The organism is Scleromatobacter humisilvae (assembly GCF_023231945.1).
Lineage (GTDB): Bacteria > Pseudomonadota > Gammaproteobacteria > Burkholderiales > Burkholderiaceae_C > Scleromatobacter > Scleromatobacter humisilvae.
The window spans coordinates 364,728-388,977 of the sequence record NZ_JAJLJH010000001.1 but is presented as its reverse complement, the minus strand read 5'-3'; the positions used below and the strand labels follow the sequence as shown (position 1 = coordinate 388,977).

The 24,250-nt window shown below is 70.9% G+C and carries 22 protein-coding genes; 10 read left to right on the top strand and 12 right to left on the bottom strand.

The annotated features are described in order from the left end of the window. The first annotated feature begins 10 nt into the window (after positions 1-10). Together LPC04_RS01810 and LPC04_RS01805 are read left to right on the top strand one after the other, a co-directional pair. Positions 11-3,277 carry an efflux RND transporter permease subunit gene (locus LPC04_RS01810; RefSeq protein WP_275680470.1) on the top strand — a complete coding sequence of 1,089 codons (3,267 nt, stop codon included), beginning with the start codon at positions 11-13 and terminating at the stop codon, positions 3,275-3,277. A gap of 13 nt (positions 3,278-3,290) precedes the next feature. Beyond that, on the top strand, positions 3,291-4,130 hold the full coding sequence (locus LPC04_RS01805) for a GNAT family N-acetyltransferase (protein WP_275680469.1): 840 nt from the start codon (positions 3,291-3,293) through the stop codon (positions 4,128-4,130). Here the strand turns inward: LPC04_RS01805 and LPC04_RS01800 are convergent. Next, positions 4,127-4,669 (bottom strand): DUF1697 domain-containing protein, encoded by a 543-nt coding sequence (locus LPC04_RS01800; RefSeq protein WP_275680468.1) that lies wholly within the window; start codon positions 4,667-4,669, stop codon positions 4,127-4,129. The two genes, LPC04_RS01805 and LPC04_RS01800, sit on opposite strands and share 4 nt — an antisense overlap. Before the next feature lie 82 nt (positions 4,670-4,751). On the opposite strand from LPC04_RS01800, the gene LPC04_RS01795 reads away from it, so the two are divergent. The 4 genes from LPC04_RS01795 (at position 4,752) to LPC04_RS01780 (ending at position 8,725) form a co-directional block, all read left to right on the top strand. Further along, positions 4,752-5,036 (top strand): hypothetical protein, encoded by a 285-nt coding sequence (locus LPC04_RS01795; RefSeq protein WP_275680467.1) that lies wholly within the window; start codon positions 4,752-4,754, stop codon positions 5,034-5,036. 88 nt (positions 5,037-5,124) lie between these two features. Beyond that, positions 5,125-5,541: a hypothetical protein gene (locus LPC04_RS01790; protein WP_275680466.1), complete on the top strand. Its 417-nt coding sequence runs from the start codon at positions 5,125-5,127 to the stop codon at positions 5,539-5,541. Positions 5,542-5,680: 139 nt separating this feature from the next. Continuing rightward, positions 5,681-6,475 carry a hypothetical protein gene (locus LPC04_RS01785; protein ID WP_275680465.1) on the top strand — a complete coding sequence of 265 codons (795 nt, stop codon included), beginning with the start codon at positions 5,681-5,683 and terminating at the stop codon, positions 6,473-6,475. 120 nt (positions 6,476-6,595) lie between these two features. After that, positions 6,596-8,725, top strand: a complete 2,130-nt coding sequence (locus tag LPC04_RS01780; protein WP_275680464.1) for a S46 family peptidase — start codon at positions 6,596-6,598, stop codon at positions 8,723-8,725. 57 nt (positions 8,726-8,782) lie between these two features. Here the strand turns inward: LPC04_RS01780 and LPC04_RS01775 are convergent, their stop codons facing one another. After that, positions 8,783-9,646, bottom strand: a complete 864-nt coding sequence (locus tag LPC04_RS01775) for an alpha/beta fold hydrolase (RefSeq protein ID WP_275680463.1) — start codon at positions 9,644-9,646, stop codon at positions 8,783-8,785. A 195-nt stretch (positions 9,647-9,841) separates the two neighbouring features. On the opposite strand from LPC04_RS01775, the gene LPC04_RS01770 reads away from it, so the two are divergent. Further along, positions 9,842-11,620, top strand: coding sequence for a hypothetical protein (locus LPC04_RS01770; RefSeq protein ID WP_275680462.1), 1,779 nt, complete (start codon positions 9,842-9,844; stop codon positions 11,618-11,620). 1 nt (position 11,621) lies between these two features. Here the strand turns inward: LPC04_RS01770 and LPC04_RS01765 are convergent, their stop codons facing one another. The 5 genes from LPC04_RS01765 to LPC04_RS01745 form a co-directional block, all read right to left on the bottom strand. Further along, complete coding sequence (locus LPC04_RS01765) at positions 11,622-12,962, bottom strand: PQQ-dependent sugar dehydrogenase (RefSeq protein WP_275680461.1); 1,341 nt, start codon at positions 12,960-12,962, stop codon at positions 11,622-11,624. A 62-nt stretch (positions 12,963-13,024) separates the two neighbouring features. Further along, entirely contained in the window at positions 13,025-13,768 is a 744-nt protein-coding gene (locus LPC04_RS01760; RefSeq protein ID WP_275680460.1) for a LytR/AlgR family response regulator transcription factor, read from the bottom strand. After that, complete coding sequence (locus tag LPC04_RS01755; RefSeq protein ID WP_275680459.1) at positions 13,765-14,835, bottom strand: sensor histidine kinase; 1,071 nt, start codon at positions 14,833-14,835, stop codon at positions 13,765-13,767. Before LPC04_RS01755 ends, LPC04_RS01760 begins: the two co-directional genes overlap by 4 nt. Before the next feature lies 1 nt (position 14,836). Next, on the bottom strand, positions 14,837-15,562 hold the full coding sequence (locus LPC04_RS01750) for a LiaI-LiaF-like domain-containing protein (RefSeq protein ID WP_275680458.1): 726 nt from the start codon (positions 15,560-15,562) through the stop codon (positions 14,837-14,839). Beyond that, positions 15,559-15,960, bottom strand: coding sequence for a LiaF transmembrane domain-containing protein (locus LPC04_RS01745; protein ID WP_275680457.1), 402 nt, complete (start codon positions 15,958-15,960; stop codon positions 15,559-15,561). The genes LPC04_RS01750 and LPC04_RS01745 overlap by 4 nt, the downstream gene beginning before the upstream one ends. Positions 15,961-16,146: 186 nt before the next feature. Between LPC04_RS01745 and LPC04_RS01740 the strand changes: the two genes are divergently transcribed. Both LPC04_RS01740 and LPC04_RS01735 read left to right on the top strand, forming a co-directional pair. After that, positions 16,147-17,439 (top strand): SGNH/GDSL hydrolase family protein, encoded by a 1,293-nt coding sequence (locus LPC04_RS01740; protein WP_275680456.1) that lies wholly within the window; start codon positions 16,147-16,149, stop codon positions 17,437-17,439. A gap of 82 nt (positions 17,440-17,521) precedes the next feature. Beyond that, positions 17,522-17,941: a response regulator gene (locus LPC04_RS01735; RefSeq protein ID WP_275680455.1), complete on the top strand. Its 420-nt coding sequence runs from the start codon at positions 17,522-17,524 to the stop codon at positions 17,939-17,941. Here LPC04_RS01735 and LPC04_RS01730 read toward each other — a convergent pair whose 3' ends face one another. Further along, entirely contained in the window at positions 17,942-18,688 is a 747-nt protein-coding gene (locus LPC04_RS01730; RefSeq protein WP_275680454.1) for a hypothetical protein, read from the bottom strand. It lies immediately after the preceding gene. A gap of 165 nt (positions 18,689-18,853) precedes the next feature. Here LPC04_RS01730 and LPC04_RS01725 point away from each other — a divergent pair, with 165 nt between their 5' ends. Beyond that, complete coding sequence (locus LPC04_RS01725; RefSeq protein WP_275680453.1) at positions 18,854-19,621, top strand: MipA/OmpV family protein; 768 nt, start codon at positions 18,854-18,856, stop codon at positions 19,619-19,621. Here the strand turns inward: LPC04_RS01725 and LPC04_RS01720 are convergent. From LPC04_RS01720 to LPC04_RS01705, 4 genes are all read right to left on the bottom strand, one after another. Continuing rightward, entirely contained in the window at positions 19,566-20,360 is a 795-nt protein-coding gene (locus LPC04_RS01720) for an alpha/beta hydrolase (protein ID WP_275680452.1), read from the bottom strand. The genes LPC04_RS01725 and LPC04_RS01720 overlap by 56 nt on opposite strands. Positions 20,361-20,434: 74 nt before the next feature. Continuing rightward, entirely contained in the window at positions 20,435-21,838 is a 1,404-nt protein-coding gene (gene lpdA, locus LPC04_RS01715) for a dihydrolipoyl dehydrogenase (RefSeq protein ID WP_275680451.1), read from the bottom strand. A 6-nt stretch (positions 21,839-21,844) separates the two neighbouring features. After that, a complete protein-coding gene (locus LPC04_RS01710) occupies positions 21,845-23,185 on the bottom strand; it encodes a dihydrolipoamide acetyltransferase family protein (protein WP_275680450.1) in 1,341 nt (446 codons plus the stop codon). Between the two features lie 3 nt (positions 23,186-23,188). After that, the gene (locus LPC04_RS01705; protein WP_275681903.1) at positions 23,189-24,244 is read right to left on the bottom strand and encodes an alpha-ketoacid dehydrogenase subunit beta; all 1,056 of its coding nucleotides are present in this window, start codon (positions 24,242-24,244) and stop codon (positions 23,189-23,191) included. Between the last annotated feature and the right edge of the window lie 6 nt (positions 24,245-24,250).

Sequence of the window (24,250 nt, the reverse complement as noted above, 5' to 3'; positions counted from 1 at the left end):
GGAGCACGCGATGTTTCTTTCCGACTTCAGCATCAAGCGGCCGGTGGCCGCGCTCGTCATCGTCATCACGCTGATGGGCCTGGGGCTGATCGCGCTGAACAAGCTGCGCGTCAACCAGATCCCCGACGTCGACCAGCCCGTGATGGTGGTCAGCATCACTTACCCGGGCGCGTCGCCCGACACCGTGGAGCGCGAGATCGTCAACCGCATCGAGCGCGCGATGCAGGGCATCGAGGGCGTCGACCAGTCGCGCTCGTCGTCGACGGCCAGCGAGGGCCAGGCGCAGTTCGTCCTGGTGTTCGACTTCCACAAGGACATGACGCAGGCCTCGGACGAGATCCGCAACGCGATCGGCACGGTGCGCTACAAGCTGCCGGTGGAGATGCGCGAGCCGGTGCTCACGCGCATCGACCCGTCGGCGCAGCCCATCATGCAGATCGCGCTGTCGTCGCAGACGATGTCGCACGCCGAGATCTCGCGCCTGGCCGAGGACCAGCTGGCAGACCGCTTCCGCGCTCTGCCGGGCGTGGCCACCGTCAACGTCAACGGCTCGCTGACGCGCGAGCTGAGCGTGCTGCTCCACGCGCAGAAGCTGCGCGAGTTCGGCGTGTCCGTCACCGATGTCGTCAACGCGCTGCGCGCGCAGAACGCCACGGCGCCGGTGGGCAAGGTGCGCGGCACGCTGGAAGACCAGAGCATCCGTCTCGTCGGCCGCTTCGAGTCGCCGGCCGAGTTCAACCAGATGCTGATCAAGCGCAGCGGCGACAACCTGATCCGCCTGGGCCAGGTCGCGACGGTGCAGGACGGCTTCGCCGAGATGGCCGGCTACAACGAGCGCAACGGGCGCGCCAACGTCGGCCTGTCGGTCACGCGAACGCGCGAAGGCAGCACCGTCACCATCGCCAAGGAAGTGCGCGAGCTGGTCGAGACGATCAACAAGGAGCAGGCCGGCAAGGCCAGGCTGGAGGTCACGCAGGACGGCGGCAACGACGCGCAGGACAGCCTCGACAACGTCATCCACTCGCTGTTCTTCGGCGCCGGCCTGACCATCCTGGTCGTCTACGTGTTCCTCAACTCGTGGCGCTCGACGCTGATCACGGGCCTGAGCCTGCCGACATCCGTCATCACCGCGTTCATCGCCGTGTGGCTGTGCGGCTTCACGCTCAACTTCATGAGCCTGCTGGGGCTGTCGCTGGCCATCGGCGTGCTGATCGACGACGCGATCGTGGTGCGCGAGAACATCGTGCGCCACATGCAGCGCGGCGAGGACCGGCGCACCGCGGCGCTCAACGGCACGGCCGAGATCGGCATGGCGGTGGCCTCGACCACGTTCTCCATCGTCGCGGTGTTCGCGCCGGTGGCCTTCATCCCGGGCATCACCGGCGAGTGGTTCCGGCCGTTCGGCCTGACGGTCGTCGCGTCGGTGATCGTGAGCCTGTTCATCTCGTTCACGCTGGACCCGATGCTGTCGGCCTACTGGGGCGATCCGGTGGACCTGCACGACGCGCCGCGCAAGGGCATCGGCCGCTATCTGCAACGCTTCAACGACTGGTTCGACCACCAGGCCGACCGCTACAGCCGCATCATCGAATGGGCGCTGCACCATCGCTGGTACATGGGCTGGGCGGCGTTCCTGAGCTTCGTGCTCGCGATCGCACTGCAGATGGGCCTGGGCGGTTCCGACTTCCTGCCCAAGTCCGACAGCGGCACGCTGGCGGTCGACATCCGCATGCCGCCGAGCGCCAGCCTCGACTACGCGCGCATGAAGCTCGACGAGGCCACGGCGCTGGCGCGCACGCTGCCCGAGACGGTGGCCACCAACGCCTGGGTCAACCCGGCGCAGGGCCGCATCTACGTCGACATCGGCAAGAGCACGCAGCGCAAGCGCAACGCCACCGAGGTCGGCGAGGACCTGCGCAAGCTGATGTCGCGCCTGGTCGGCGCCGAATACGTGGTGCTGGACGACCTCAACAACGGCGCGCAGAAGCCGGTGCAGATCCGCTTCCACGGCACCGATTCGCGCCAGTTGCTGGCCATCACCAACGACTTCATGGACAAGCTGCGCAAGGTCAAGGGCGCGGTCGACGTCGGGCTGTCGGAGCAGGATCCGCAACAGGAGCTGCGCATCGACCTCGACCGCGGGCTGGCCAACTCGATGGGTGTGTCGATCAACGACGCGGCGCAGTCGCTGCGCGTGGCGTTCGCGGGCGTCGAGGCGGGCGACTGGGTCGATCCGACCGGCGAGGCGCGCGACGTCGCGGTGCGGCTGGCGCCGGAGGACCGCGTCGACGCGAGCAACATCGAGCGCCTGCCGATCGCCGTCGCCGGCTCCGACCGCATGGTGCCGCTCGAGCAGATCGCCACCGTCACGATGGGCAAGGCGCCGTCCAAGATCCAGCACGCGAACTCCAAGCGCATGATGGTGGTGGCCGCAAACGCGCAGGGCCGCTCGTCGGGCGAGGTCACCGCCGACGCGATGAAGATCGCCAGGGCCATCCAGTTCCCGCCGGGCTTCGGCATCGAGCTGACGGGCGCGTCGCACGACCAGCAGGAGGTGTTCAGCAACCTCGGCATCGCGCTGGTCTCCGGCGTGGCGCTGATGTATCTCGTGCTGGTGATGCAGTTCGGCTCGTTCACGGCGCCGATTCCCGTGATGATCTCGCTGCCGCTGAGCCTGATCGGCGTGGTGATCGCGCTGGTGTCCACGCACGGGACGCTCAACCTCATGAGCATCATCGGCGTCATCATGCTGATGGGGCTGGTCGCGAAGAACGCCATCCTGCTGCTGGACGCCGCGCGTGCCGAGGAACGCGAGGGCATGGATCGCGAAGAGGCGCTGATGCACGCCGGCCGCAAGCGCCTGCGCCCGATCATGATGACCACGTTCGCGCTGATCGCCGGCATGCTGCCGGTGGCCATCGGCCTGGGCGAGGGCGGCGAGTTCTACCGGCCGATGGCCGTCACCATCATCGGCGGCACGATCACGTCGACGATGCTGACGCTGCTGGTCATCCCGTGCTTCTACGACTCGATCGAGATGATGCGCGAGCGCATGCTGGCCAAGTTCCATCGTCGCTCGGAGCGCTTCACGGCCGTGGGCGGCTTCGTGCTGACGCTGCTCGAGTTCTTCGCGTTCCTGGCCACCGTGCGCTTCTTCTGGCGCGCCGGCCGTCGCGCGCTCGGCCTGCCCACCGGCGGGCTGTGGCGCAGGTCGGAGGCCGGCGCGGCGCCGGTGTCGCCCGCGGCGCCGTCGTCGGAGCCGGTGTTCAATCCCTGATCGCACAGACACGATGAGTTCCTTCACGCTGGTTGCGGCCGACACGCTGCCCGAGGCCGACCTCCACGCGGCGACCGTCGCCGCCTTCGCCGACTACCTGGTCGGGCCGTTCCAGATGACGCTGGAGCAGTTCCCGTCGTTCATCGGCCGCCAGGGCATCGACCTCGCGCACAGCCGCGTCGCCGTGCGCGACGGCGCCGTCGCGGCGTTCGCGTTCAATTGCCCGCGACCCGAGGTCGGCCGCTGGCGCCTGGGCGTGATGGGCGCGCTGCCGTCCGCGCGCGGCACGGGCGCGGCGCAGGCGCTGCTCGACGACTTCATCGCTCGCGCGTCGGCCGAGGGCCTGCCGTGGGTCGAGCTCGAATGTTTCGCGGAGAACGAGCGCGCGTTGCGCCTCTATCGCAGCCGCGGCTTCGACGTGATCCAAGGCCTCAACGGCTGGAAGCTGCCCGAAGGCGCGCCCGCGAGCGCCCCCGCGCGGGACGCGCGCGCGGTCGACCGCGCGCAGGCGCTCGCCTGGCTGGCCGACGCCGACCAGCGCATCGACTGGCTGCCGTTTCCCAACAGCGAACGCTGCATGGCGGCGCAGGTGCGTCCGCTGACGTTCTGGCAGTGCGGCAGCGCGCAACTCGTGTTCAGCGTCGTCGACGGCACGCCGACGCAGATCCACAGCCTGATCGACCGCGAACCCGGTCTGCGCGACGCCGAGGTGCTCGCACGCGTGGTCGCGGCAACGCATCCGGACGTGTTCGCGCCGCCGATCTTCCGCGACGACCTCGGCGGCGACGCGCTGCGCCGCGCGGGCTTCGCGCCGCACATGATGAGCCAGGTGCTGATGAACCGCCGGCTCTAGGCCTCCGCCGCCACCATCGCCTGCAGCTTCTCGACGGTCGCCCAGTTGCGCGCCGTGCCGCGTTCCTTGAGCACCTTGCCGACGGCCTTGGCCACGCGGCTCTCGATGATGCCGCTGGCACACCACATCCAGGCCGCGTGCTGTCCGACCGCGAAGGCCTCGGGCGCCCAGTCTGCGGCCTCGAGCGGCTTCAGTTCGGCGAGCGTGGACGCCTCCTGCACGAACATCACCTGCATGCGGGCGTCGTCCTCGGCGTGGCGGCGCAGCGGGTGCTCGGCGATCGCGGCGGCGAGGTCGGCGGCGGTCTTGACGATGACCTCGCAGTCGACGCCGGTCTTCTCGAGGATGGCGGCGCGCAGCTTCTTCGCGTGGCTGGCGGCAGTGCCGGCCCTGGCGTCGAAGACCGCGTTGCCGCTATTGAGCAGCGTGCGCACGCCGGCGTGGCCGAGCGCCTCCATCAGCGCGCGCAGGTCGGCCATGGGAACCCGCTTGGCTTTGCCGACGTTGATGCCGCGGAGCAGGGCGATGTAGCGCTTCATGCCGGCATTCTCCACGAGCGGCCGCGGCGCGCTCGGTACACTTCTTCGCCTCGAGCAAGCGCGACGCCCCAAAGGAGACCCCATGATCGTACGCATCGACATCGACAAGTCCGCCGACTCCTTCGGCTACCGCGTCGGCTACGAGTCGGAGGAGCTGTATGCCGACGACGGCCTCGAATCCATCGTCGAGTGCCTCGTCGCCGCCGTCGAGGGCATGCCGCCCGAGGCCGTCGCGGCCGAGCTCGCGTACGACGGCGTCGTCTCGGGCACTTACCCGCTGTCGGTGATCGGCATGAGCATCGAGCAGGTGGCGCAGCACGCGCTGAACACGACCGCGATGATCGACGACGTGATGCCGGATCGCTGAGGGCCGCGCAGCTGGCGCGTCGCTGGGCGCGCCGTTTGCCGTCGAGCTGCACCGCGACAAACGGATCGCGCAACTTGACGGAACCGCCATGAAGCCCACCCTTTCCCGTGCCGCCATCGCCGCGTGCGCGCTCGTCCTGGCCCACGCCGCGCACGCCACCGAGCAGCAGACGATGACCAACGCCAAGCCGGCCAGCGCGGTCGCCCCGCCCACCGCCGTGCGCACGCTGAAGTTCACCACGCACCACGCCGTGCCGGCCACGCTGACGTTGCGCCAGGACGCACCCGTTGCCGACGGCTGGAGCCCGCAGCTGCGTTTCGCGGGCCAGACCGACCTGCACACCTGCGCGTTCCACCTCCCCAAAGCCGGTCAACTGGTACAGCCCGGCGAGACGGCCACCGGCACCATCCTGTGCACGACGCCCTGGCAGCTGTACGACAACGGCCTGTCCTTCGAGGCCTTCGAGGCCGGCAAGAAGGTGGCGGACGGCACGCTGCGGCCGTGATCGCCGCGCTGCGCAACTGAAGCATCGGTTAGACGGGGCGGCACCGGCATTTCGATTCGCGGGATATCCGCCGCGCGGGGGGACGCTCAATATCAGGCATCCAGCAGTTCTCCACCGCGGGAGTGGCGCGATGTCGGTGATGACCCACGATACGAAGTGGCGGCTGCTGGTCGGCGCGGCGCCCCTCATCGGCGTCGCGTTCTTCATCTGGGCGGCCGCGCAGGGCGAGGGCGACGTGGCGCGGTCGGCCGTCGCGCGCGCGATCCTGGCCGCCGTGGCGGCACTCGGCACGGCGGTGGCCTGGGGCACCGCGCGCCAGTTGCGTGTCGCGCCCGGGGTTCCCGTCTCCAAGGCCGGTGCGCTGGCGCAGTCCGGCCAGCTCGCGGGGGTCGTGGCGCTGCACGGGCGCGCGCGCGCCTTGCCCGACGCGGTGCCGCTGGTGTCGCCGGACGGCGAGCTGTGCCTCTGGTTCAGCGCCGGCGAGGAGGGCCCGCCACGCGACAGCGTGCGTCCGTTCCTGCTGGAGGACGACAGCGGCGAATGCATCGTGCTGCCGGCCGGCGCGGAGGTGACCGGCCAGGGCGCGGTGACGCCGTCGGCCGCGCGTTCCGGCCTGGGCGAGGACACCGGCGCGCACGATGCCGACGCGCCCGAGCGCCTGCTGCGCAACGGCGACCGCATCCACGTCGTGGGGCGCTTCGTCGCCGCCTCGCCGGAGGCGCTGGTGCTGCAGGCGCAGGCGGCGTCGCCGACCGCCGGCCACGGCCTGCTGCTGCCGGTGATCGCCGCGCCGCAGGCCGGCCAGCCGCTGCGCATCCGCATCGGCGCGGACGAAAGCGAAGGCGGCCTCTATGGCGCGCTGGCGGTCGTCGACTGCCTCGTGCTGCTGGTGTCGTCGTCGCTGGCGGCCTGGTCGCTGCTCGCGCCAGCCTGAACGCAAGCTTAAATCGCAGCTGCTAGCATCGTGCCCCGCCGCCCGGCGGCACGTGCCGCGCCATGAGCGCAACCGCGTGCCGGCCGGGTTTTCGCGACCCTTGCCGGAGTTCTCCTTCCCATGATGAATCGCCTGCCGCTCGCCGCGGCGCTCTCGCTGTGCCTGTCCTCCGCGATCGCGGACGAGGGCATGTGGACGTTCAACAACTTCCCCGCGGCCAAGGTCGGCCAGGCCTACGGCTTCACGCCCGACCAGGCGTGGCTCGACCATGTCCGCATGGCCTCGGTGCGCATCGCGGGCGGCTGCTCGGCCTCGCTGGTGTCGTCCGAAGGCCTGGTGATGACCAACCATCACTGCGCGCGCAGCTGCATCGAGAACGTGTCCGGCCTCACGCACAAGGACTACAACCGCGACGGCTTCTACGCGAAGACCGTCGGCGAGGAGGCGCGCTGCCCCGGCATGGAGATGAACCAGCTGGTGGAGATCACCGACGTCACCAAGCGCGTGCAGGACGCGACCAGGGACGCCACGCCCGCGACCTTCAACGACGTGCAGAAGGCCACGCTGGCCGCCATCGAGAAGGAATGCGGCACGAGCGACGAGCTGCGCTGCGAGGTCGTCACGCTTTACGAGGGCGGCCGCTACGACCTCTACAAGTACCGCCGCTACCAGGACGTGCGCCTCGTCTTCGCGCCGGAAGACCGCATCGCGTTCTTCGGTGGCGACCCGGACAACTTCAACTTCCCGCGCTACGACCTCGACGTGTCGATGGTGCGCATCTACGGCAGCGACGGCAAGCCGCTGCACAACGCCGAGCACCTGTCCTGGTCGGATGGCAAGCTGAAGGACGGCGACCTGACCTTCGTGTCCGGCAACCCGGGCGGCACCGCGCGCGAGCTCACGATGGCGCAGTTCGACGACGAGCGCGACGACAAGCTCGTGCGCGACATCGCCCTGCGCTCCGAGCTGCGCGGCTACCTCACGGAGTACGGCGAGCGCGGCGCCGAGCAGAAGCGCCAGAGCAACGACATGCTGTTCGGCACCGAGAACGGCCTGAAGGTCTTCACGGGCCGCCACGAGGCGCTGTCCGACAAGGCGTTCTACGGCCAGCTCGCCGCCAACGAGAAGGCGTTCCGCGCCAAGGTGATGGCCGATCCGGCGCTCGCGCAGGCCTACGGCGGCGTGTGGGACGCGATCGGCGAGCTGGTGCGCAAGGACGAGATCTACCGCACCGAGTACACGGCGCTGGAGCGCGGCATCCGCTACTCGTCGCTGTTCACGATCGCGCGCAACCTGGTGCGCCACGGCGACGAGGTGGCCAAGCCCAACGGCGAGCGCCTGCGCGAGTTCGGCGAGTCGCGCCTGCCGCAGATGAAGGCGGTGACGCTGGCCAACGAGCCGATCTACGACGAGCTCGAGATCGCCACGCTCACCTGGTCGCTGACGCGCATGCGCGCCGACCTCGGCGCCGACTCGCCCATCGTCAAGCGCGTATTCGGCAAGCGCAGCCCGGCCCAGATCGCCACCGACGCCGTCAGGCACACGCGCCTGAAGGAGCTGCAGGTCGGCGCGCACGGCAACGCGATCGGCGGCTACCGCAAGGCGCTGTACGACGGCGGCAAGGCGGCGGTCGATGCGTCGCACGATCCGATGATCGAGCTCGCGCGCGCGCTCGACCCGGACGCGCGGGCGATCCGCAAGAAGGTCGAGACCGAGGTCGACGGCCCGATGAAGCGCCAGCAGGAGCTGCTCGCCAAGGCCCGCTTCGCGGTCTACGGCGACAGCAAGTATCCGGACGCCACCTTCACGCTGCGCCTGTCGTACGGCACGGTCAAGGGCTGGACCGAGGGCGACCACGCGGTCGCGCCGTTCACGACCATCGCCGGCGCGTTCGACCGCGCGACCGGCGCCGATCCGTTCCAGCTGCCCGACTCCTGGATCAAGGACAAGCCGCGCCTGGACCTGTCGACGCCGATGAACGTGGTCACCACCAACGACATCATCGGCGGCAACTCGGGCTCGCCGCTGGTCAATCGCAAGGGCGAGGTGGCCGGGCTGATCTTCGACGGCAACATCCACTCGCTGGGGGGCGACTACGGCTACGACCCGGCGCTCAACCGCGCGGTCGCGGTCGACTCCGCCGCGCTGCTCGAGGCGATGGACAAGGTCTACGGCGCGGGCCGCCTGGTCAAGGAGATCAAGGGCTCGCCGACCAAGCTCGCGGCCGACAAGGTCCCGACGGGCCAGTAAGCCACCAGGGGCCAGCGACGGCGCGCGGGTCTTCGGACTCGCGCGCCGTCGGCGTTTTCAGCGCCGCAGGAACTCGAGCAGCAGTGCCGTGACGCGCTCGGGCTCCTCGCGCGGCAGCCAGTGCGTGGCGTCCGGAAAGTGGAACACCTCGCCGGCGTCGCAGCGCGCGATCGAGGCCTCGGCCATCGCCGGCTCCAGCGCGTGGTCGCGGTCGCCCCACATCAGGCGCACGGGGATCGCGACGCGGCCGGTGCCGCGCGGCAGCTTCGACGTCAGCCGCAGCGCGCGGTACCAGTTCAGCATGCCGGTGAGCGCGCCGGGCTGCGCCCAGGCCTGGCGGTAGATCGCGAGATCCTCGGGCGTGAAGGCGCCGGAGAGGCTGGTCGCGACGATCGCGTGCGCCAGCCGCCTGAAGTCGTTCGCGCGCAGCAGCGCCTCGGGCAGCCGCGGCAGCTGGAAGAAGAGCATGTACCAGCTCTTGAGCATCTGCGAGGGATGGCTGCGCAGGTAGCGCTCGAAAGTGCCGCCGTGCGGCACGTCGATGATGGCCACGCGCTCGACGACATCGGCGTGATGCTCGGCCAGGTACCACGTCACCGCGCCGCCCCAGTCGTGCCCGACCACCTGCGCGCGCTCGCGCCCGAGCGCGCGGACGAGGGCGACGATGTCGGCCGCCAGGTGGTCGATGCGGTAGGCGGCGATGCCCTCGGGCTTGCTGCTCAGGCCGATGCCGCGCTGGTCGGGCGCGATCACGCGGAAGCCGGCCGCGGCCAGCGGCACGAGGTGGCGGCTCCAGCAGTGCGAGGTCTCCGGGAAGCCGTGCAGCAGGAGCAGCAGCGGGCCGTCGGCGGGGCCGGCGGCCAGCGCGTGGAAGCGCAGGCCGTTGGCGCGGATCTCGAGCGTCTCGAAGTCGGGCGTCATCGGCCCATTGTCGATGCCGTCGGCGCCTGCGCGTCGCCTCTTCTCCCGAACGCCGGAGCGTGAGGATCTCGACGCCGCGCTGCGGCAGCCAAGCCACATGCCGGCGGCGCCGTCACGGGTTGCGACTACGATGGCGACCGGGAGCGTGCCGGATCCACGGCCGAGCTTCCCAGCCCCTGTCCGGAATCCTCCAGCTTGCTTCGCCCCGTCCGCTACGCCCTCACGAGGAACTTCCTGAAGAAGCGCCCGGCGGTGCCGCCCGTCGGGCTCGCGCTGCGCGGCTCGGCGTTCAGCGGCGCCGCGGGCCTGCCCTGGCCGCAGCCGGGCGTCAGCCAGCCCAGCCTGGAGCGCTGCATCGTCCTGGCGCTGCTGCTGCACATCCTGTTGTTCATCATCGTGGGCACCGCGCCGGGCGGCAATTCGCCGGTCGGCAATCGGCGGGCGGGCGAACTGGTCGTGTACATGCCCGAGACGCGCGAGTCGCGCGCGCCGGCCGGCCGCAGCGCCACCGAGCTGGCCGCCGGCGCCGCGCTGCCCGAGACGCAACCCGCGTCCGCCGCCGCGTCGCCCGCCGACCGCGCCTCGGCCGCCGCCAACCGCACCGTTGCCGACGCCGCCGAGGCGACCGCCATCGTCGAGCCGTCCATCGTCATCCGCGACAACGCCGCGCCGCCGACACCCGCGCCCGTCGAGGCGCCGCCGGCCACGCTGCCGTTGCTGGTCGCGCGCAAGGCGCCGATCTCGGCCGGACAGGCGTCGTCGGCGCTGCCGTCGCCGCCGGTGCCCAAGCCGGTGCCGTCGGCGCAGCCCGCGTCCGCGCCGGCCTCCGCGCCCACGCCGGCCCCAGTGCCCGTGCCGGCGGCAGCGCCCGTTCCGGCGCCGCCCGCGTCCGAACCCCCGCCTGCGCCGCCGCCCGAGCCGCTGCCGATGCCCGCGCCGCTGCCGCCCGAGCCGCGCCCGGCGCCGATCGTGCCGCCGACGCCGACGCCCATCGCGCTGCCCAAGCCGACGTTCACGCCGTTGGCCGTGCCGGTCGCGCCGCCGCCGCCCGCACCCTTGCCGCCGATTCCGCCGCTGCCGCCCGCCCCGCGGCCGGCGCCGATCGCCGCGCCGCCGCTGGCGCCGCCGCCGCTGACCAAGCCCACCTTCGTGCCGCTGCAGGTGCCGGTGGCCAAGCCGGTGCCGGCTCCCGCACCCGCGCCCGTTCCAGTGTCCGCGCCTGCGCCGACGCCGATGCCGCCCGCGCCGACGCCCGTTCCGGTGCCGGCACCCGCGCCGGTTCCGTCACCCGCGCCGGTACCCGCCCCCGTGCCCGCCCCCGCGCCCAAGCCCGCGCCAACGCCCGCACCGCTACCGCCGCCCGCACCCGCACCCGCGCCCGCACCCGCGCCGGCTCCCGTGCCTGCCCCGGCGCCCGTCCCGGCTGCCAGTCCGACGCCCACGCCGACGCCAGCGCCCGCACCCGTGCCCGCGCCGCCCGCGCCATCGCCCGCGCCGACACCGGTGCCCGCGCCCGTCGCGCCGCCGACGCCCACGCCGCGCCCGCAGGCCACCGGCGCGACGCCCGCGGCGCCGTCGACCGCGACGCAGACGCAGTCGGTGCGCCCGGTCGACAACCCCGCCGAGCGCGGCGGCGCCGGCGGCACGGCCTCGCCCACCAACGGCGGCGGCAAGCTCAACCTCGACGGATCGAGCGGCCCCGGCGGCAACGGTTCGGCGCCGCCGCCCAACACCGGCGCGAGCGCGCCGCTCAACCTCGACCTGCATGGCGGCGGCATGGGCCCCAGCCTCGGCCGCACGCGCAGCGGGCTGGTGCCGGCGCTGCCCGCACCGGCCGAGAAGAAGACGCAGCTCGAGACCGACCTCGAGAAGGCCAACCGCGCGAAGTGCTCGGAGGCCTATGCCGGCGCGGGCCTGCTGGCCGTGATCCCACTGGCCAAGGACGCCGTCACCGGCAAGGGCTGCAAGTGGTAGCTCAGTGCGCCGCGCCCGTCGCCCGCCACACCACGTTGCCGACGTCGTCGGCCACCAGCAGCGCGCCCTTGCCGTCGATCGCCACGCCCACCGGCCGGCCCCAGGCCTCGCCCTGGTCGCTGACGAAACCCGCCAGCACGTCGATCGGCATGCCCGAGGGCTGCCCGTTGGCGAACGGCACGAACTGCACCTTGTAGCCCACCGGCGGCTTGCGGTTCCACGAGCCGTGCTCGCCGATGAACATGCCGTTGGCGAACGGCGCGGGCAGCGCGGTCTGCGTGGCCGCGACCAGGCCCAGCGCCGCGACGTGCGCGCCGAGCGCGAAGTCGGGCGGGATCGCCTTGGCCACCATGTCGGGACGCGGCGGCTTGACGCGGTCGTCGACGTGCTGGCCGTAGTAGCTCCACGGGAAGCCGTAGAACGCGCCGTCCTTGACCGAGGTCAGGTAGTCGGGCACGAGGTCGTCGCCGAGCTCGTCGCGCTCGTTGGCGACCGTGTAGAGCACGTTGGTTCCGGGCGCCCAGGCCATGCCGTTCGGGTTGCGCATGCCGGTCGCGAACGGCCGCTTCTCGCCCGTGGCCAGGTCGACCTCCCAGATGCGCGCGCGCCCTTCCTCGGCGGGGATGCCGTTCTCGCCGGCATTGCTGTTGGAGCCGGTCGTCGCATAGAGCTTGCTGCCGTCGGCCGACGCGATGATGTTCTTCGTCCAGTGGTGGTTGATCGTGCCGGCCGGCAGGTCGGTCACCTTGACGCCGGGCGACGCGATGCTGGTCTCGCCGGCTCTATACGGGAACTTGAGGATCTCGTCGGTGTCGGCCACGTAGAGGTCGTTGCCGACCAGCGCCATGCCGAAGGGCGAGTTCAGCGCGTCGATGAAGACGGTCTTCGTCTCGGCCACGCCGTCGCCGTCGGCGTCGCGCAGCAGCACGATGCGGTTGGCCGTGGGCGCGCCCGCGCCGGCTTTCTTCTCCACCGACTTCATCACCTTGCCCTTGATGCCCTTGGCGTCGTCGGGCTTGGGCGGCGCGTTGGTCTCGGCGACCAGCACGTCGCCGTTGGGCAGCACATAGAGCCAGCGCGGATGGTTGAGTCCCGTGGCGAACGCGTTGACCGCGATGCCCGCGGCCGCGCTCGGCTTCGCGCCCGCCGGCCAGCCCTTGGCGACGGCGATCTGCACCGTCGGGATCAGGTGCTTGTCGACCGGCTTGATCACGGGATGCGGCCCCACCGTCTCGGTCGGCGACGCCACCGGGCCGACGCCGGTCTCGCCGGGCATCGCATGGACGGACAGCGCGGCCGCGACGGCGGCGACAGCGGTGAGGATGGGCAGCAGGCGAGACATCGGGGCTCCAGACGAGCGGGCTGCATCGCAGCGGAGCCGTCAGGATGCAATCGACGCGCCCGCTAGACCAGCGTGCGCAGCTTCTCGTAGCCGCTGCGGCTGATCGGCACGCGCTTGCCGCTGCGCAGGCGCGCGGCGTGGCGGTCGGGGCCGGGGCGCTCGATGGCCTGCAGGTGCGCGAGGCTGATGATGAACGAGCGGTGCACGCGCAGGAAGCGCGCGGGGTCGAGCTGCTCCTCGATCTCCGAGATGCGCTGCGGCTTCAGGTGGCACTTGCCGTCGACGTGGATGGCGAGGTAGTCGCCCTGGGCCTCGATGCATTCGACCTGCTCGATGGGGATCACGTGCACCTGTTCGCGGTCGCGGATGAGGATGCGTTCGAGCGGCGCGTTCCTGCGCGCGACAAGCGCATCGATACCCGGCGCCGGCGCCGCGGGCGCGTGCAGCGTGCGCGCCCGCGCGAGGGCGTCGTCGAATCGGGCCTTCGAGAACGGCTTGAGCAGGTAGTCGACCGCATGCAGCTCGAAGGCCTTGATCGCGTGCTCGTCGTAGGCCGTGGTGAAGATCACGCCGGCGCGGCGGCCGGTGAGCTCGAGCACCTCGAGGCCCGTCAGGCGCGGCATCTGGATGTCGAGGAACACGAGGTCGGGCTGCAGCGCGCCGATCTGCTTGACGGCGTCGAGGCCGTTCTCGCATTCGCCGACGATGTCGATGTCCGCATGCCCCTGCAGGTATTCGCGGATCAGGCGGCGCGCGAGGTCCTCGTCGTCGACGATCAGCGCGCGGAGTCCTGGTGATGAAGTCATGCGCCGCTCTCCTTGTCGACGGGCAGGTGGATCTCGATGGCGAACTGCGTCTCGCTGCGTTGCCATGCGATGTGGGCGCGCGGCCCGTACAGCACGGCCAGGCGCTCGCGGATGTTCTTCAGGCCGACGCCGTGCGCGCCGGCGGGCGCGTCTTCCGGCGCCACCGGGTTGACGACCGCGATGCGCAGCTGGCCGTCGCGCACCAGCGCGTCGACGGCGATGGTGCCGCCGCCGTCGACCTGGCGGATGCCGTGCTTGATCGCGTTCTCCAGCAGCGGCTGCAGCGTCATCGGCGGCAGCAGGCAGGCGGCGGCTTCGGCGCTCACGCGCAGCTCGGTGGCGAGCTTGGCGCCGAAGCGGCGCTTCTCGATCGCGAGGAAGTGCTCGCACAGCGTGACCTCCTCCCCCAGCGTGATGCGCTCGCGCTCGGCCAGCGCCAGCGTGCGGCGGAAGAACTGCGCGAGGTCGACGGTCATCTCGCGCGCGGCGGCCGGGTCGAACCCGGTGAGCGCGCTGATCGAGTTGAGGCTGTTGAACAGGAAGTGCGGATTGATCTGCGTGCGCAGCATCTGCAGCTCGGCGTCGCGCGCCAGCACGCGCGACTCGGCCTCGCGGCGCGCGGCCTCCTGCACGCTCTCGAACGCGATGAGCACGTCGTGCGCCAGCAGCGCCAGCAGGTACAGCACGAAGCCGGCGGCGAAGTACATCACCCAGCCGGCCGGGTTCATGACCACGAAGGGCCGGTTGTCGTGCGACATCCAGCGCCCCAGCAGGTTCCACGTCTCGCCCAGCCCGAGCCACACCAGCGCCGACAGCAGCGACGCGCCGCCGAACAGGCTCAGCGTCACCGGCCAGCGCCGCTGCGAGTAGGGCTGGCTGCGGCAGATGTAGTACGAGGACAGCGCGTCGAAGGACCAGACCACGCAGAGCGGCACCGCGAACTCGAGCGCGCCCGTCCACTCGGCCTGCTCGGTGAGACGCAGCAGCGCGGCGATGCCCACGCCGGCGATGATCCAGGCGAGTTCGTACCAGAGGAGCCGACGAGGATCGGCGAGGATGGGATGCACGTCAGTTCGTGATTTCGACGCCGCCCATGATCACCGAGCCCTCGATGATCAGGCGCTTGCCCGGCGCCATCGGCGGCGCGGTCTTGTCCTCGATGCCGCCCAGCATCGGCGTGCCGTTGACCGAGACCGACCACTCGCGCGGCACGCGGATCTCGACGCCGCCCATGATCACGGACAGGTGCAGCACCGCCTCGGTGGCGATGGCCGCCTGGCGCAGGTCGATCTCGACCGCGCCCATGACGGCGTTGATCTCGCCGCCGGTGAACTCCTGCGAGTCGTTCTTCAGCACGATGCCGCTCATCATCGCGGAGGCGTCGATGCTGGTGCCGTGCTCGAAGCGCTCGTCGCGCTGCCCGGGCCGCGGCCGCGGCAGCGGCTGGCCGTCGGTGCCGCGCGTGAATCCGCGCGTGAGCACGTTCAGGCCCACGAGGATCAGCGCGACCGGCCACAGGTCGCGCCACTGGAAGTGGATCAGCCCGAGATTGTTCAGCGTCATGCCGGTGCCGACCACCATCAGCGCGACGCCGAAGATGTAGTGCTTGGCATGGCCATCGTTCTGCGACAGCCTCAACGCGCCCATCGCCACGAACACGAGCGGCCAGAACGGCTGGACGAGGCGGCTGTCGAAGACATGCAGGTTGTCCAGCAGCGCGAACAGCCCGACGACGATGATGAAGACACCGAAGACGAGCCGGCTGCGCTGGCGGTTCAGCGGGTCACGGCTCACCAGTTCGGCTCCTGCGACGGGCGGCGGCGCACGAGCAGTTCGTAGCCGAGCATGCTGCCGCCGACGCCGATCAGCAGCACGGGCCAGGTGGCCGCGAACGTCCAGCCGCCGATGTGCTCGATCACCACCACGAGATAGGCCGCGACCGCCAGCCGCAGCACCGCGCGCACGACGTTGACCGCGTCGGGCAACGCGATCAGCCGCGCCAGGCCGGACAGCGCGATCACCGCCGGCGCGATCAGCCACAGCTCGTCGCCGCTGATCAGGCCCTGGTTCTTCAGCAGGACGCCGATGCCTGCGAGGATCAGCACCATGCCGGTGAAAACGCGGCGCAGCGTGCGATGGCCGCGCAGGCGCAGCACGTGGACGTGCGGGTGGGGGCGGGAGTAGTCGAACATGCGGGCGTCCGGGGCGAGGTCTTGATGAACGAAGCATCGCAGAAGCCGGCGGCCGCCGCACGCGCGAATCGACCAACGCCCCCGAAACGCCGACGAACGAAGGCGTCGCCGCCGTTCGGCCCCTCGCGTCCGTCTCCCGTCGCAGCCGGCCGGCCGCGCCGTGCCGCCGCTGCTACCTTGGCATGCATGGACAAGCCCGCGCGACATTCGACCTCCTCGTTCGCCATCGCCCTGGTGGGCGCCGCGCTCATGCTGGCGGCCCTGTGGCCCGCGCGGGCCCGGGCGGACGAGCACTGGGTCGGCACCTGGGCGACGGCCGCGCAGCCGGCGTTCCCGGGGCCGGTGGCGAACGACGCGGGCCGCACGCTGCGGCTGGTGGTGCACGTCAGCATCGGCGGCGGACGCGTGCGGGTGCGGCTGTCCAACACCTACGGCAGGACGCCGTTGCGGTTGGACGCGGCGCACGTGGCGCGGCGCAGCCGGGGCGCGGACATCGACCCGGCCTCCGACCGCGCGCTGTCCTTCGGCGGCCGGCCCGGCGTCGTGATCGCGCCCGGCGCGAGCGTGACGAGCGACGCCGTGGCGCTGGACGTGCCCGCGCTGTCCGACCTGGCGATCAGCCTGCATTCGACGGCGCCGCTCGTGGCCGACACCACGCATGCGCTTGCACAGCAGACCAGCTACGTCACCCGGGACCGCGTCGACGCCACCGGCGCCGCCCATTTCCCGCCGGCCAGGACGATCGACGACTGGCCCTTCCTGACGGGCGTGGACGTGGCCGCCGCCGACGCCACGGCCATCGTGGCCTTCGGAGACTCGTGGATCGACGGCGACGGCAGCACGCCCGGCGCCAACACGCGCCTGACCGATGCGCTCGCCGCGCGCCTGCAACGCGCCGGCGGCGCCTGCCCGCGCGTGGCCGTGCTCAACGAAGGCCTGATCGGCAACCGGCTGCTGCGGGACAGTCCGGCGCATCGCCAGCCCAGGTCGCCGGACTTCGGCAGCGCGCTCGGCGAGTCCGGCCTGGCCCGCTTCGATCGCGACGTGTTGCAGCAGCCCGGCGCGAACGCGGTGATCATCCACCTGGGCACCAACGACCTCGGCCTGGCCGCGGGCGTCGCCCCGGCCGGCGACCTGCCGACGGTGGACGCGCTCGCCGCGGGCTATCGCGAGCTCGCCGCGCGCGCGCACCGCGCGGGCCTGCGCGCGATCGGCACGACGCTGACACCGGTGGAAGGCGTCGTCGTCCTGCCCGGCTACGACACGCCGGCCAAGGAGGCCTTGCGGCAAGGCATCAACGCGTGGATCCGCACAGCGGGCGCCTTCGACGCGGTGATCGACTTCGACGCCATCGTGCACGATCCCGCGCATCCCGCGCGCCTGCTCGCGCGGCTGGCCAGCGCCGACCACCTCCACGGCAACGACACCGGCTATGCGGCCGTCGCCGCGGCCGTGCCGCTCGACTTCTGCGCGCGCTGAGGCAGGCATCCCGATTGCTGGGCATGTATCAAGATTTTACGAAGCGGGCGCCAGGCGTCCGCACCTGCATTCGAAGAACAACATGTCAGCCCTTCACGAAACGAACGACGGCCGCTTCTCGCAACTGCACGCCGTCACGGCCAATCCGAAGATCCGCAACATCCTCGTCGTCGACGACAACGTCGACGCCGCCGACTCGCTCGGCGCCATGCTCGAGGCCTGGGGCTACGGCGTCACAGTCGCCCACGACGGCCCCGCGGCGCTCGCGGCCCTGCAGGACACGCTGCCCGACATCGCGCTGCTGGACATCGGCATGCCCGCGATGGACGGCTACGAGCTCGCCGCCCACCTGCGCTTCCAGCCGGGCTGCGAGGAGCTGCCCATCGTCGCGATCACCGGCGCGGGCGGCCCCGAGGACGTGCGCCGTTCGCGCGCCAAGGGCTTCTCGGCGCACCTGGTCAAGCCGGTGTCGGCGGCCAGCCTGATGACGCTGCTGAAGTAGCTATTCGTAGACGGTGCCGATCGCCAGCGGCTTCATGCCGGCGACGATTCGGCCGCCCTTGGGCCAGTCCTCGAATCGCACCACGACGATCTTGTAGTCGCCCATCGAGTCGTCCTCGAAGGGCTTGCCGTCGGTCGCACCGATGGGCGTGACACGGTCATCGGCGGCGTGGAAATCGAGCGCCGCGGCGGTGTCGCCGGCCGGATAGACGAACTTCACGCCGACGCACTTCTTGCCCCACAGCCGGATGCGGTAGCCCGACTCGCGCTGGGCGCCGATCATCTGCTCGCAGGCGTCGCGCAGGTCGGCGACGCTGTAGCGGCCGTCGTCGCGCGCCTTGATCGTGTAGCGGCCGCTGAACTTGTACAGGCCCTTGGGGCGATTGAGGCGCAGCACCGCGTCCTCGTCGTAGGCCTGCTTGAGCTGCGGCACGGTGACCAGGCCGATGTCGTCGGCGGCGAGTTCGATGTCCGTCGTCTTGCCCACCAGGCGCACCTTCAGGCCCGTCACGGGCGTCGCGGGATCGACCGGACGCAGCTGCATCTGCGCCTGGATCAGCGGACGCTTGCGAAGGAACTTGCCAATGAACGAGGCGGCCTCGTAGGCGTAGCGATAGCTGGCCCATTCGGCGTCGAGCGCGCCCGCCACCTCCACGTGCTGCGGCTCGCTTTCGGCCGTGCGACCCATGCCCGGCGCGAGCGCGGCGGCCAGCAGCAATGTGACGGCGATGGCTTGCGATGTCTTCATGTCCCGGGCGTCGTCCTTCGTGAGCGTGGCGAAATTCTAGGCATGGCGATGTGTCCGACGCATGTGCCGGAAGGCATGGCCGCGCGGCATGACTTCCGGCACGGGCCCGCCGCGTCGGCTGCCCGTAGACTGCGCCCCGACCTCCCACAACCGTCCTCCAAACGAATGAAGACCCGATCGCCGAGAGTTCTCGTCGCCGCCGCCATCGCGCTGGCTTGCTGCGCGGCCCGAGCCGACAGCAGCTTCAACATGCCCGAGGGCTCGCACGACATCTCGTTCGCCGCGACCGCGGTCGACGCGCCGCGCAGCGAAGGCGGCGAGCGGCGCGAGGTCGCGCTGCTGCCCTCGCTGTCGGGACGCTGGAGCAACGGCATCGTCGCCTCGCCCGGGCAGGTGCTCTGGGATGTCTCCGACGATCCGGTGTTCGACTATGGCCCGCTGCTGACCTATGGCCTGCGGCCGCTGCGCACGGACGATCCTTCCGACAAGATCCGCCTCGACATCGAGGGCGGCGTCTTCGCGACCTTCCTGTTCGACCAGCACGTGCGCTTCAACAGCGAGCTGACGTATGGCGGCGGCGCCGACCGCAGCGGGGTCAGGCTGGTCGCCAACGCCAACTTCTCGATGAAGCTGGGCGCGCACGGCTTCCTGACGTTGAGCCCGGGCTTCGAGGCGGTCAATGCGTCGTACATGAAGTCCAGCTTCGGCATCACGCCGGCGCAGTCCGGGAGCGACCACCTCGCTCCCTACGTGACGCACCCCGGCCTGAAGAACGTCTTCTTCAACATCGCCGCCGGCACGCAGCTGAGCAACAAGTGGTCGCTGGCCTCCGGCGTCAACACGAGCGTGCTGCTGGGCAGCGCCGCGCACACGCCGCTCACGCAGCGGCGGACGGACGAGACGATCTTCCTGCAACTGGGCTACCACTACTGAGGAAGCGCGCGATCGCCGCCTGCGCGCCTGGCGAGCGAGGCAGCGACTGGTGCGTGACGCCGCCGATGACGTGCAGCTCCGGCGCCTCGGGCAGGCGCGCGCAGAGACGCCGGCTGTGCGCGTGCGGGACGGAGGTGTCGGTCCCGGCGAGCAGCACCAGCGTGCGGCCCTCGTAGCCGGCCGCGAGCTCGACGCCGTCGAAGCGCTGCGTCACGAGCGGCGCGGCGAGCCAGCCGAGGCGCCGCGTACGCAGCACCGCCGCGACGCTCTCGAACGGCGACATCAGCACCAGCCGCCGCGGACGCGCCTCGCGGGCCAGCCACAGCGCGACGGCCGTCCCCAGGCTGCGCCCGACGATCGCGAGATCGGCCATGGATTCGCGTGCGGCGACGAACTCGTGGATGGCCTGGGCGTCGGCCTTCGCACGACTCTCGGACGCGCGGCCGGTGGAACGGCCGAAGCCCCGATAGTTGAACGCGTAGATCGCATGGCGCGGGTTGAACGACGCCATGTCCGGCGCCCAGACGACGTTCTCGTTGCGGCCGCCGAAATAGAGCACGACGGTGTCGACGCGATCATCGAGCGGGCGCGACGACCTGCCTTCGAGCACGGCGCCGTCCGGCCGCTCGAGGCGATGCGACTCGATGCGATAGGTGCCGGCGTGCGGGCCCAGTTGCAGCGGGCGGATGCGCGTGGTCTTGCCGAAGATCGCGCGGCCTTGGAGGGACTCGAGGTTCACGCCGCGATTCTGGCAGTCGCCAATGACAAGGGCCCGCGCGCGGCGGGCCCTTCGATGCGACCGGCGGCGCCGGATCAGATGTGCAACGCGTGCCCCAAAGCCCGCAGAGCAGCCTCCTGAACAGCCTCGCCCAACGTCGGATGCGCATGAATCGTATGCCCGACATCCTCCAGCACAGCCCCCATCTCGATCGACTGCGAGAACGCGGACGACAGCTCCGACACGCCCTTGCCGACCGCCTGCCACCCCACGATCAGGTGGTTGTCCTTGCGCGCGACGACGCGCACGAACCCGTCGGTGGACTCCAGCGTCATCGCCCGCCCGTTCGCCGCGAACGGGAACATGGCGCTGATGACCTCATGGCCCGCAGCCGCGGCCTCGGTCGCGTTGAGGCCGACGACGACGATCTCGGGATCGGTGAAGCACACCGCCGGGATCGCGGCCGGCGCGAAGTGGCGGTTCTTGCCGGAGATGATCTCGGCCACCATCTCGCCCTGCGCCATCGCGCGGTGCGCCAGCATGGGCTCGCCCGTGAGGTCGCCGATGGCCCAGACGTTGCGCATCGACGTGCGGCACTGGCTGTCGACCTTCACGGCGCGGCCGTTCATGTCCAGCATCAGAGACTCGAGTCCCCAGCCCGCCGTGTGCGGCTTGCGGCCGACCGCGACGAGGATCTTGTCGGCCGGCAGGTGCACGGACTCGCCGGCGCCGTTCTTCACGTGCAGCGCGTCGCCCAAGTCGTTCATGCCTTGTACCGTATGACCCAGGTGCAGCTTGATGCCGGCCTTGTCGATCGCGGCCCGTACCGGCTTGGTCAGTTCCTCGTCATACGCGGGCAGGATGCGATCCAGCGCCTCGACGACGAACACTTCCGCGCCCAGCTTGCGATACGCCATGCCCAGCTCGAGGCCGATGTAGCCGGCGCCGACGACCGCGAGCGTCTTCGGCACTTCGGTCAGCGCGAGCGCGTCGGTCGACGAGATCACGCGGCCGCCGAACTTCATCATCGGCAGTTCGACGGCGTCGGAGCCCGCGGCCAGCAGCAGGTGCTCGCAGGTCATGCGGATCGTCGGCTCGCTGGCGCCGGCGGGCGTCACGTTGACGGTCTTGCCGTCGACGAGCGTGGCCCAGCCCTTGATGACCTTGACGCCGTTCTTCTTCAGCAGCACGCCGACGCCGCCGGTCAGCTTGCCGACGATCGTGTCCTTCCATTTCATCGTCTTCGCGAGATCGATGGTGGGATCGGCGACCTTGATGCCGATCTTCGAGTCGCCCGCCCAGTGCGTGGCCTCCTCGAATGCGGTGGCCGCGTGGATGATGGCTTTCGACGGGATGCAGCCGACGTTCAGGCAGGTGCCGCCCAGGCTCTCGCCTTCGATCAGCACCGTGGGAATGCCCAGCTGCCCGGCGCGGATGGCCGCGACGTAGCCGCCGGGGCCGCCGCCGATGACGACGAGGGTGGTCGATTGGATATCCATGTCGTCTTACTCCACGAACAGCGTTGCCGGGGTTTCGAGATAGCCCCGGATGACTTGCACGAACTCCGCTGCATGGATGCCGTCGACCACGCGGTGGTCGAACGACGACGACAGGTTCATCATCTTGCGCGCGACGACCAGGCCGTCGCGGATCATCGGCCGTTCGACGACGCGGTTGACGCCGACGATGGCCACCTCCGGCGAGTTGATCACCGGCGTCGTGACGATGCCGCCCAGCGCGCCCAGGCTGGTGATCGTGATCGTCGAGCCCGTGAGCTCCTCGCGCGCGGACTTGCCCGTGCGCGCGCCGGCCGCCAGCCGCGAGACCTCGGCGGCGGTGGCCCACATGTCCAGCGTCTCGGCGTGCTGCAGCACCGGCACCATCAGGCCGGCCTCGGTCTGCGTGGCCATGCCGAGATGGACGGCGCTGAAGCGCGTGACCACGCCGGCCTCGTCGTCGAAGCGCGCGTTCATCTGCGGGAAGTCGCGCACCGCCAGCACCACGGCGCGCATGATGAACGGCAGCATCGTGAGCTTGCCGCGCGTCGCGCCGTGCTTCTGGTTCAGCTTGCCGCGCAGCGCCTCGAGCTCGGTGACGTCGATCTCTTCCACGTACGTGAAATGCGGGATGCGGCGCTTGGCGTCCTGCATCTTCTGCGCGATCTTGCGGCGCAGGCCGATGACGGGGATCTGCTCCTCGTCGGCGCGCTGCGCGTAGCGCGGATCGCCGCCCGCGTTTGCGGTCCCGCCGGTGCCGCCGATGGTGCCTTGCCTGGCGTAGGCCTCGATGTCCTCGTGCGTGATGCGGCCGGCGGTGCCGGTGCCCATCACGTACTGCAGGTCGATGCCGAGATCCCACGCGTGGTTGCGCACGGCGGGCGAGGCGATCGGCTTGTCGGTGGGGGCGCGGGTGATCTTCTGCGCGCCGGCCGCGGGCGCGCGCGCCGGGGCCGCTTGCGGCGCCGGAGCCGGCGCCTTGGCAGCGACGGGCGCCGGTGCGGGCGCGGCCGCGACGGCCGGAGCCGGCGCAGGCGCGGCCTTGGCAGCAGCCGCTGGAGCGGTCGCCGGAGCCGGCGCCGCGGCGCCTTCCTTGACGTTGCCCGCGCCCTCGACCTCGATGCGGATCAGCTCGGAGCCGACCGCCATGACGTCGCCCACCTTGCCGCCCAGCGCCAGCACCTTGCCGTGCACCGGCGACGGGATCTCGACCGTGGCCTTGTCGGTCATGACGTCGGCGAGGTTCATGTCCTCGACGACGTTGTCGCCGACCTTGACGTTCCAGGCGACCAGTTCGACTTCCGCGATGCCTTCGCCGATGTCCGGCATCTTGATGACGTGAATACCCATTGATTATTTCTCCATCGCACGCTTGAACGCGGCACCGACGCGGTCGGGCCCCGGGAAATACGCCCACTCCTGCGCATGCGGGTAGGGGGTATCCCAGCCGGCGACGCGTTCGATGGGGGCTTCCAGGTTGTAGAAGCAGTGCTCCTGGACGAGCGCGGTCAGCTCCGCGCCGAAGCCGCTGGTCTTGGTCGCTTCGTGCACGACGACGCAGCGGCCGGTCTTCTTGACCGACTTGACGATGGTGTCGAGATCGAGCGGCCAGATGCTGCGCAGGTCGATGATCTCGGCATCGACGCCGGTCAGCGCGGCCGCGGCCTCGCTGACGTAGACCATCGTGCCGTAGGTGATCACCGTCAGCTGCGAGCCCTCGCGGTAGATCGACGCGGAGTCCAGCGGCACCGTGTAGTAGCCCTCGGGCACCTCGCCGAGCTTGTGCTTGGACCACGGCACCACGGGCTTGTCGTGGTGGCCGTCGAACGGGCCGTTGTACAGGCGCTTGGGCTCGAGGAAGATGACGGGGTCGTCGTTCTCGATGCACGAGATGAGCAGGCCCTTGGCGTCGTACGGATTGGACGGCATCACCGTGCGCAGCCCGCAGACGTGCGTGAACATCGCCTCGGGCGACTGGCTGTGCGTCTGGCCGCCGTAGATGCCGCCGCCGCAAGGCATGCGGATCGTCATCGGCGTGGTGAAGTCGCCGGCCGAGCGGTAGCGCAGGCGCGCCGCCTCGGAGACGATCTGGTCGGACGCCGGATAGAAGTAGTCGGCGAACTGGATCTCGACGACCGGGCGCAGGCCATACGCGCCCATGCCGACCGCCGCGCCGACGATGCCGCCTTCGGAGATCGGCGCGTCGAACACGCGCTGCTTGCCGTACTTCTTCTGCAGGCCCTCGGTGCAGCGGAACACGCCGCCGAAGTAGCCCACGTCCTGGCCGAAGATGACCACGTTGGGGTCGCGCTCCAGCATCACGTCCATCGCCGAACGTAGCGCCTGGATCATCGTCATCGGCGCGGTCGGGCCGGTGGGGGCCGCTGCCAACTGGTTCTTGTTCTGCATTTCCAT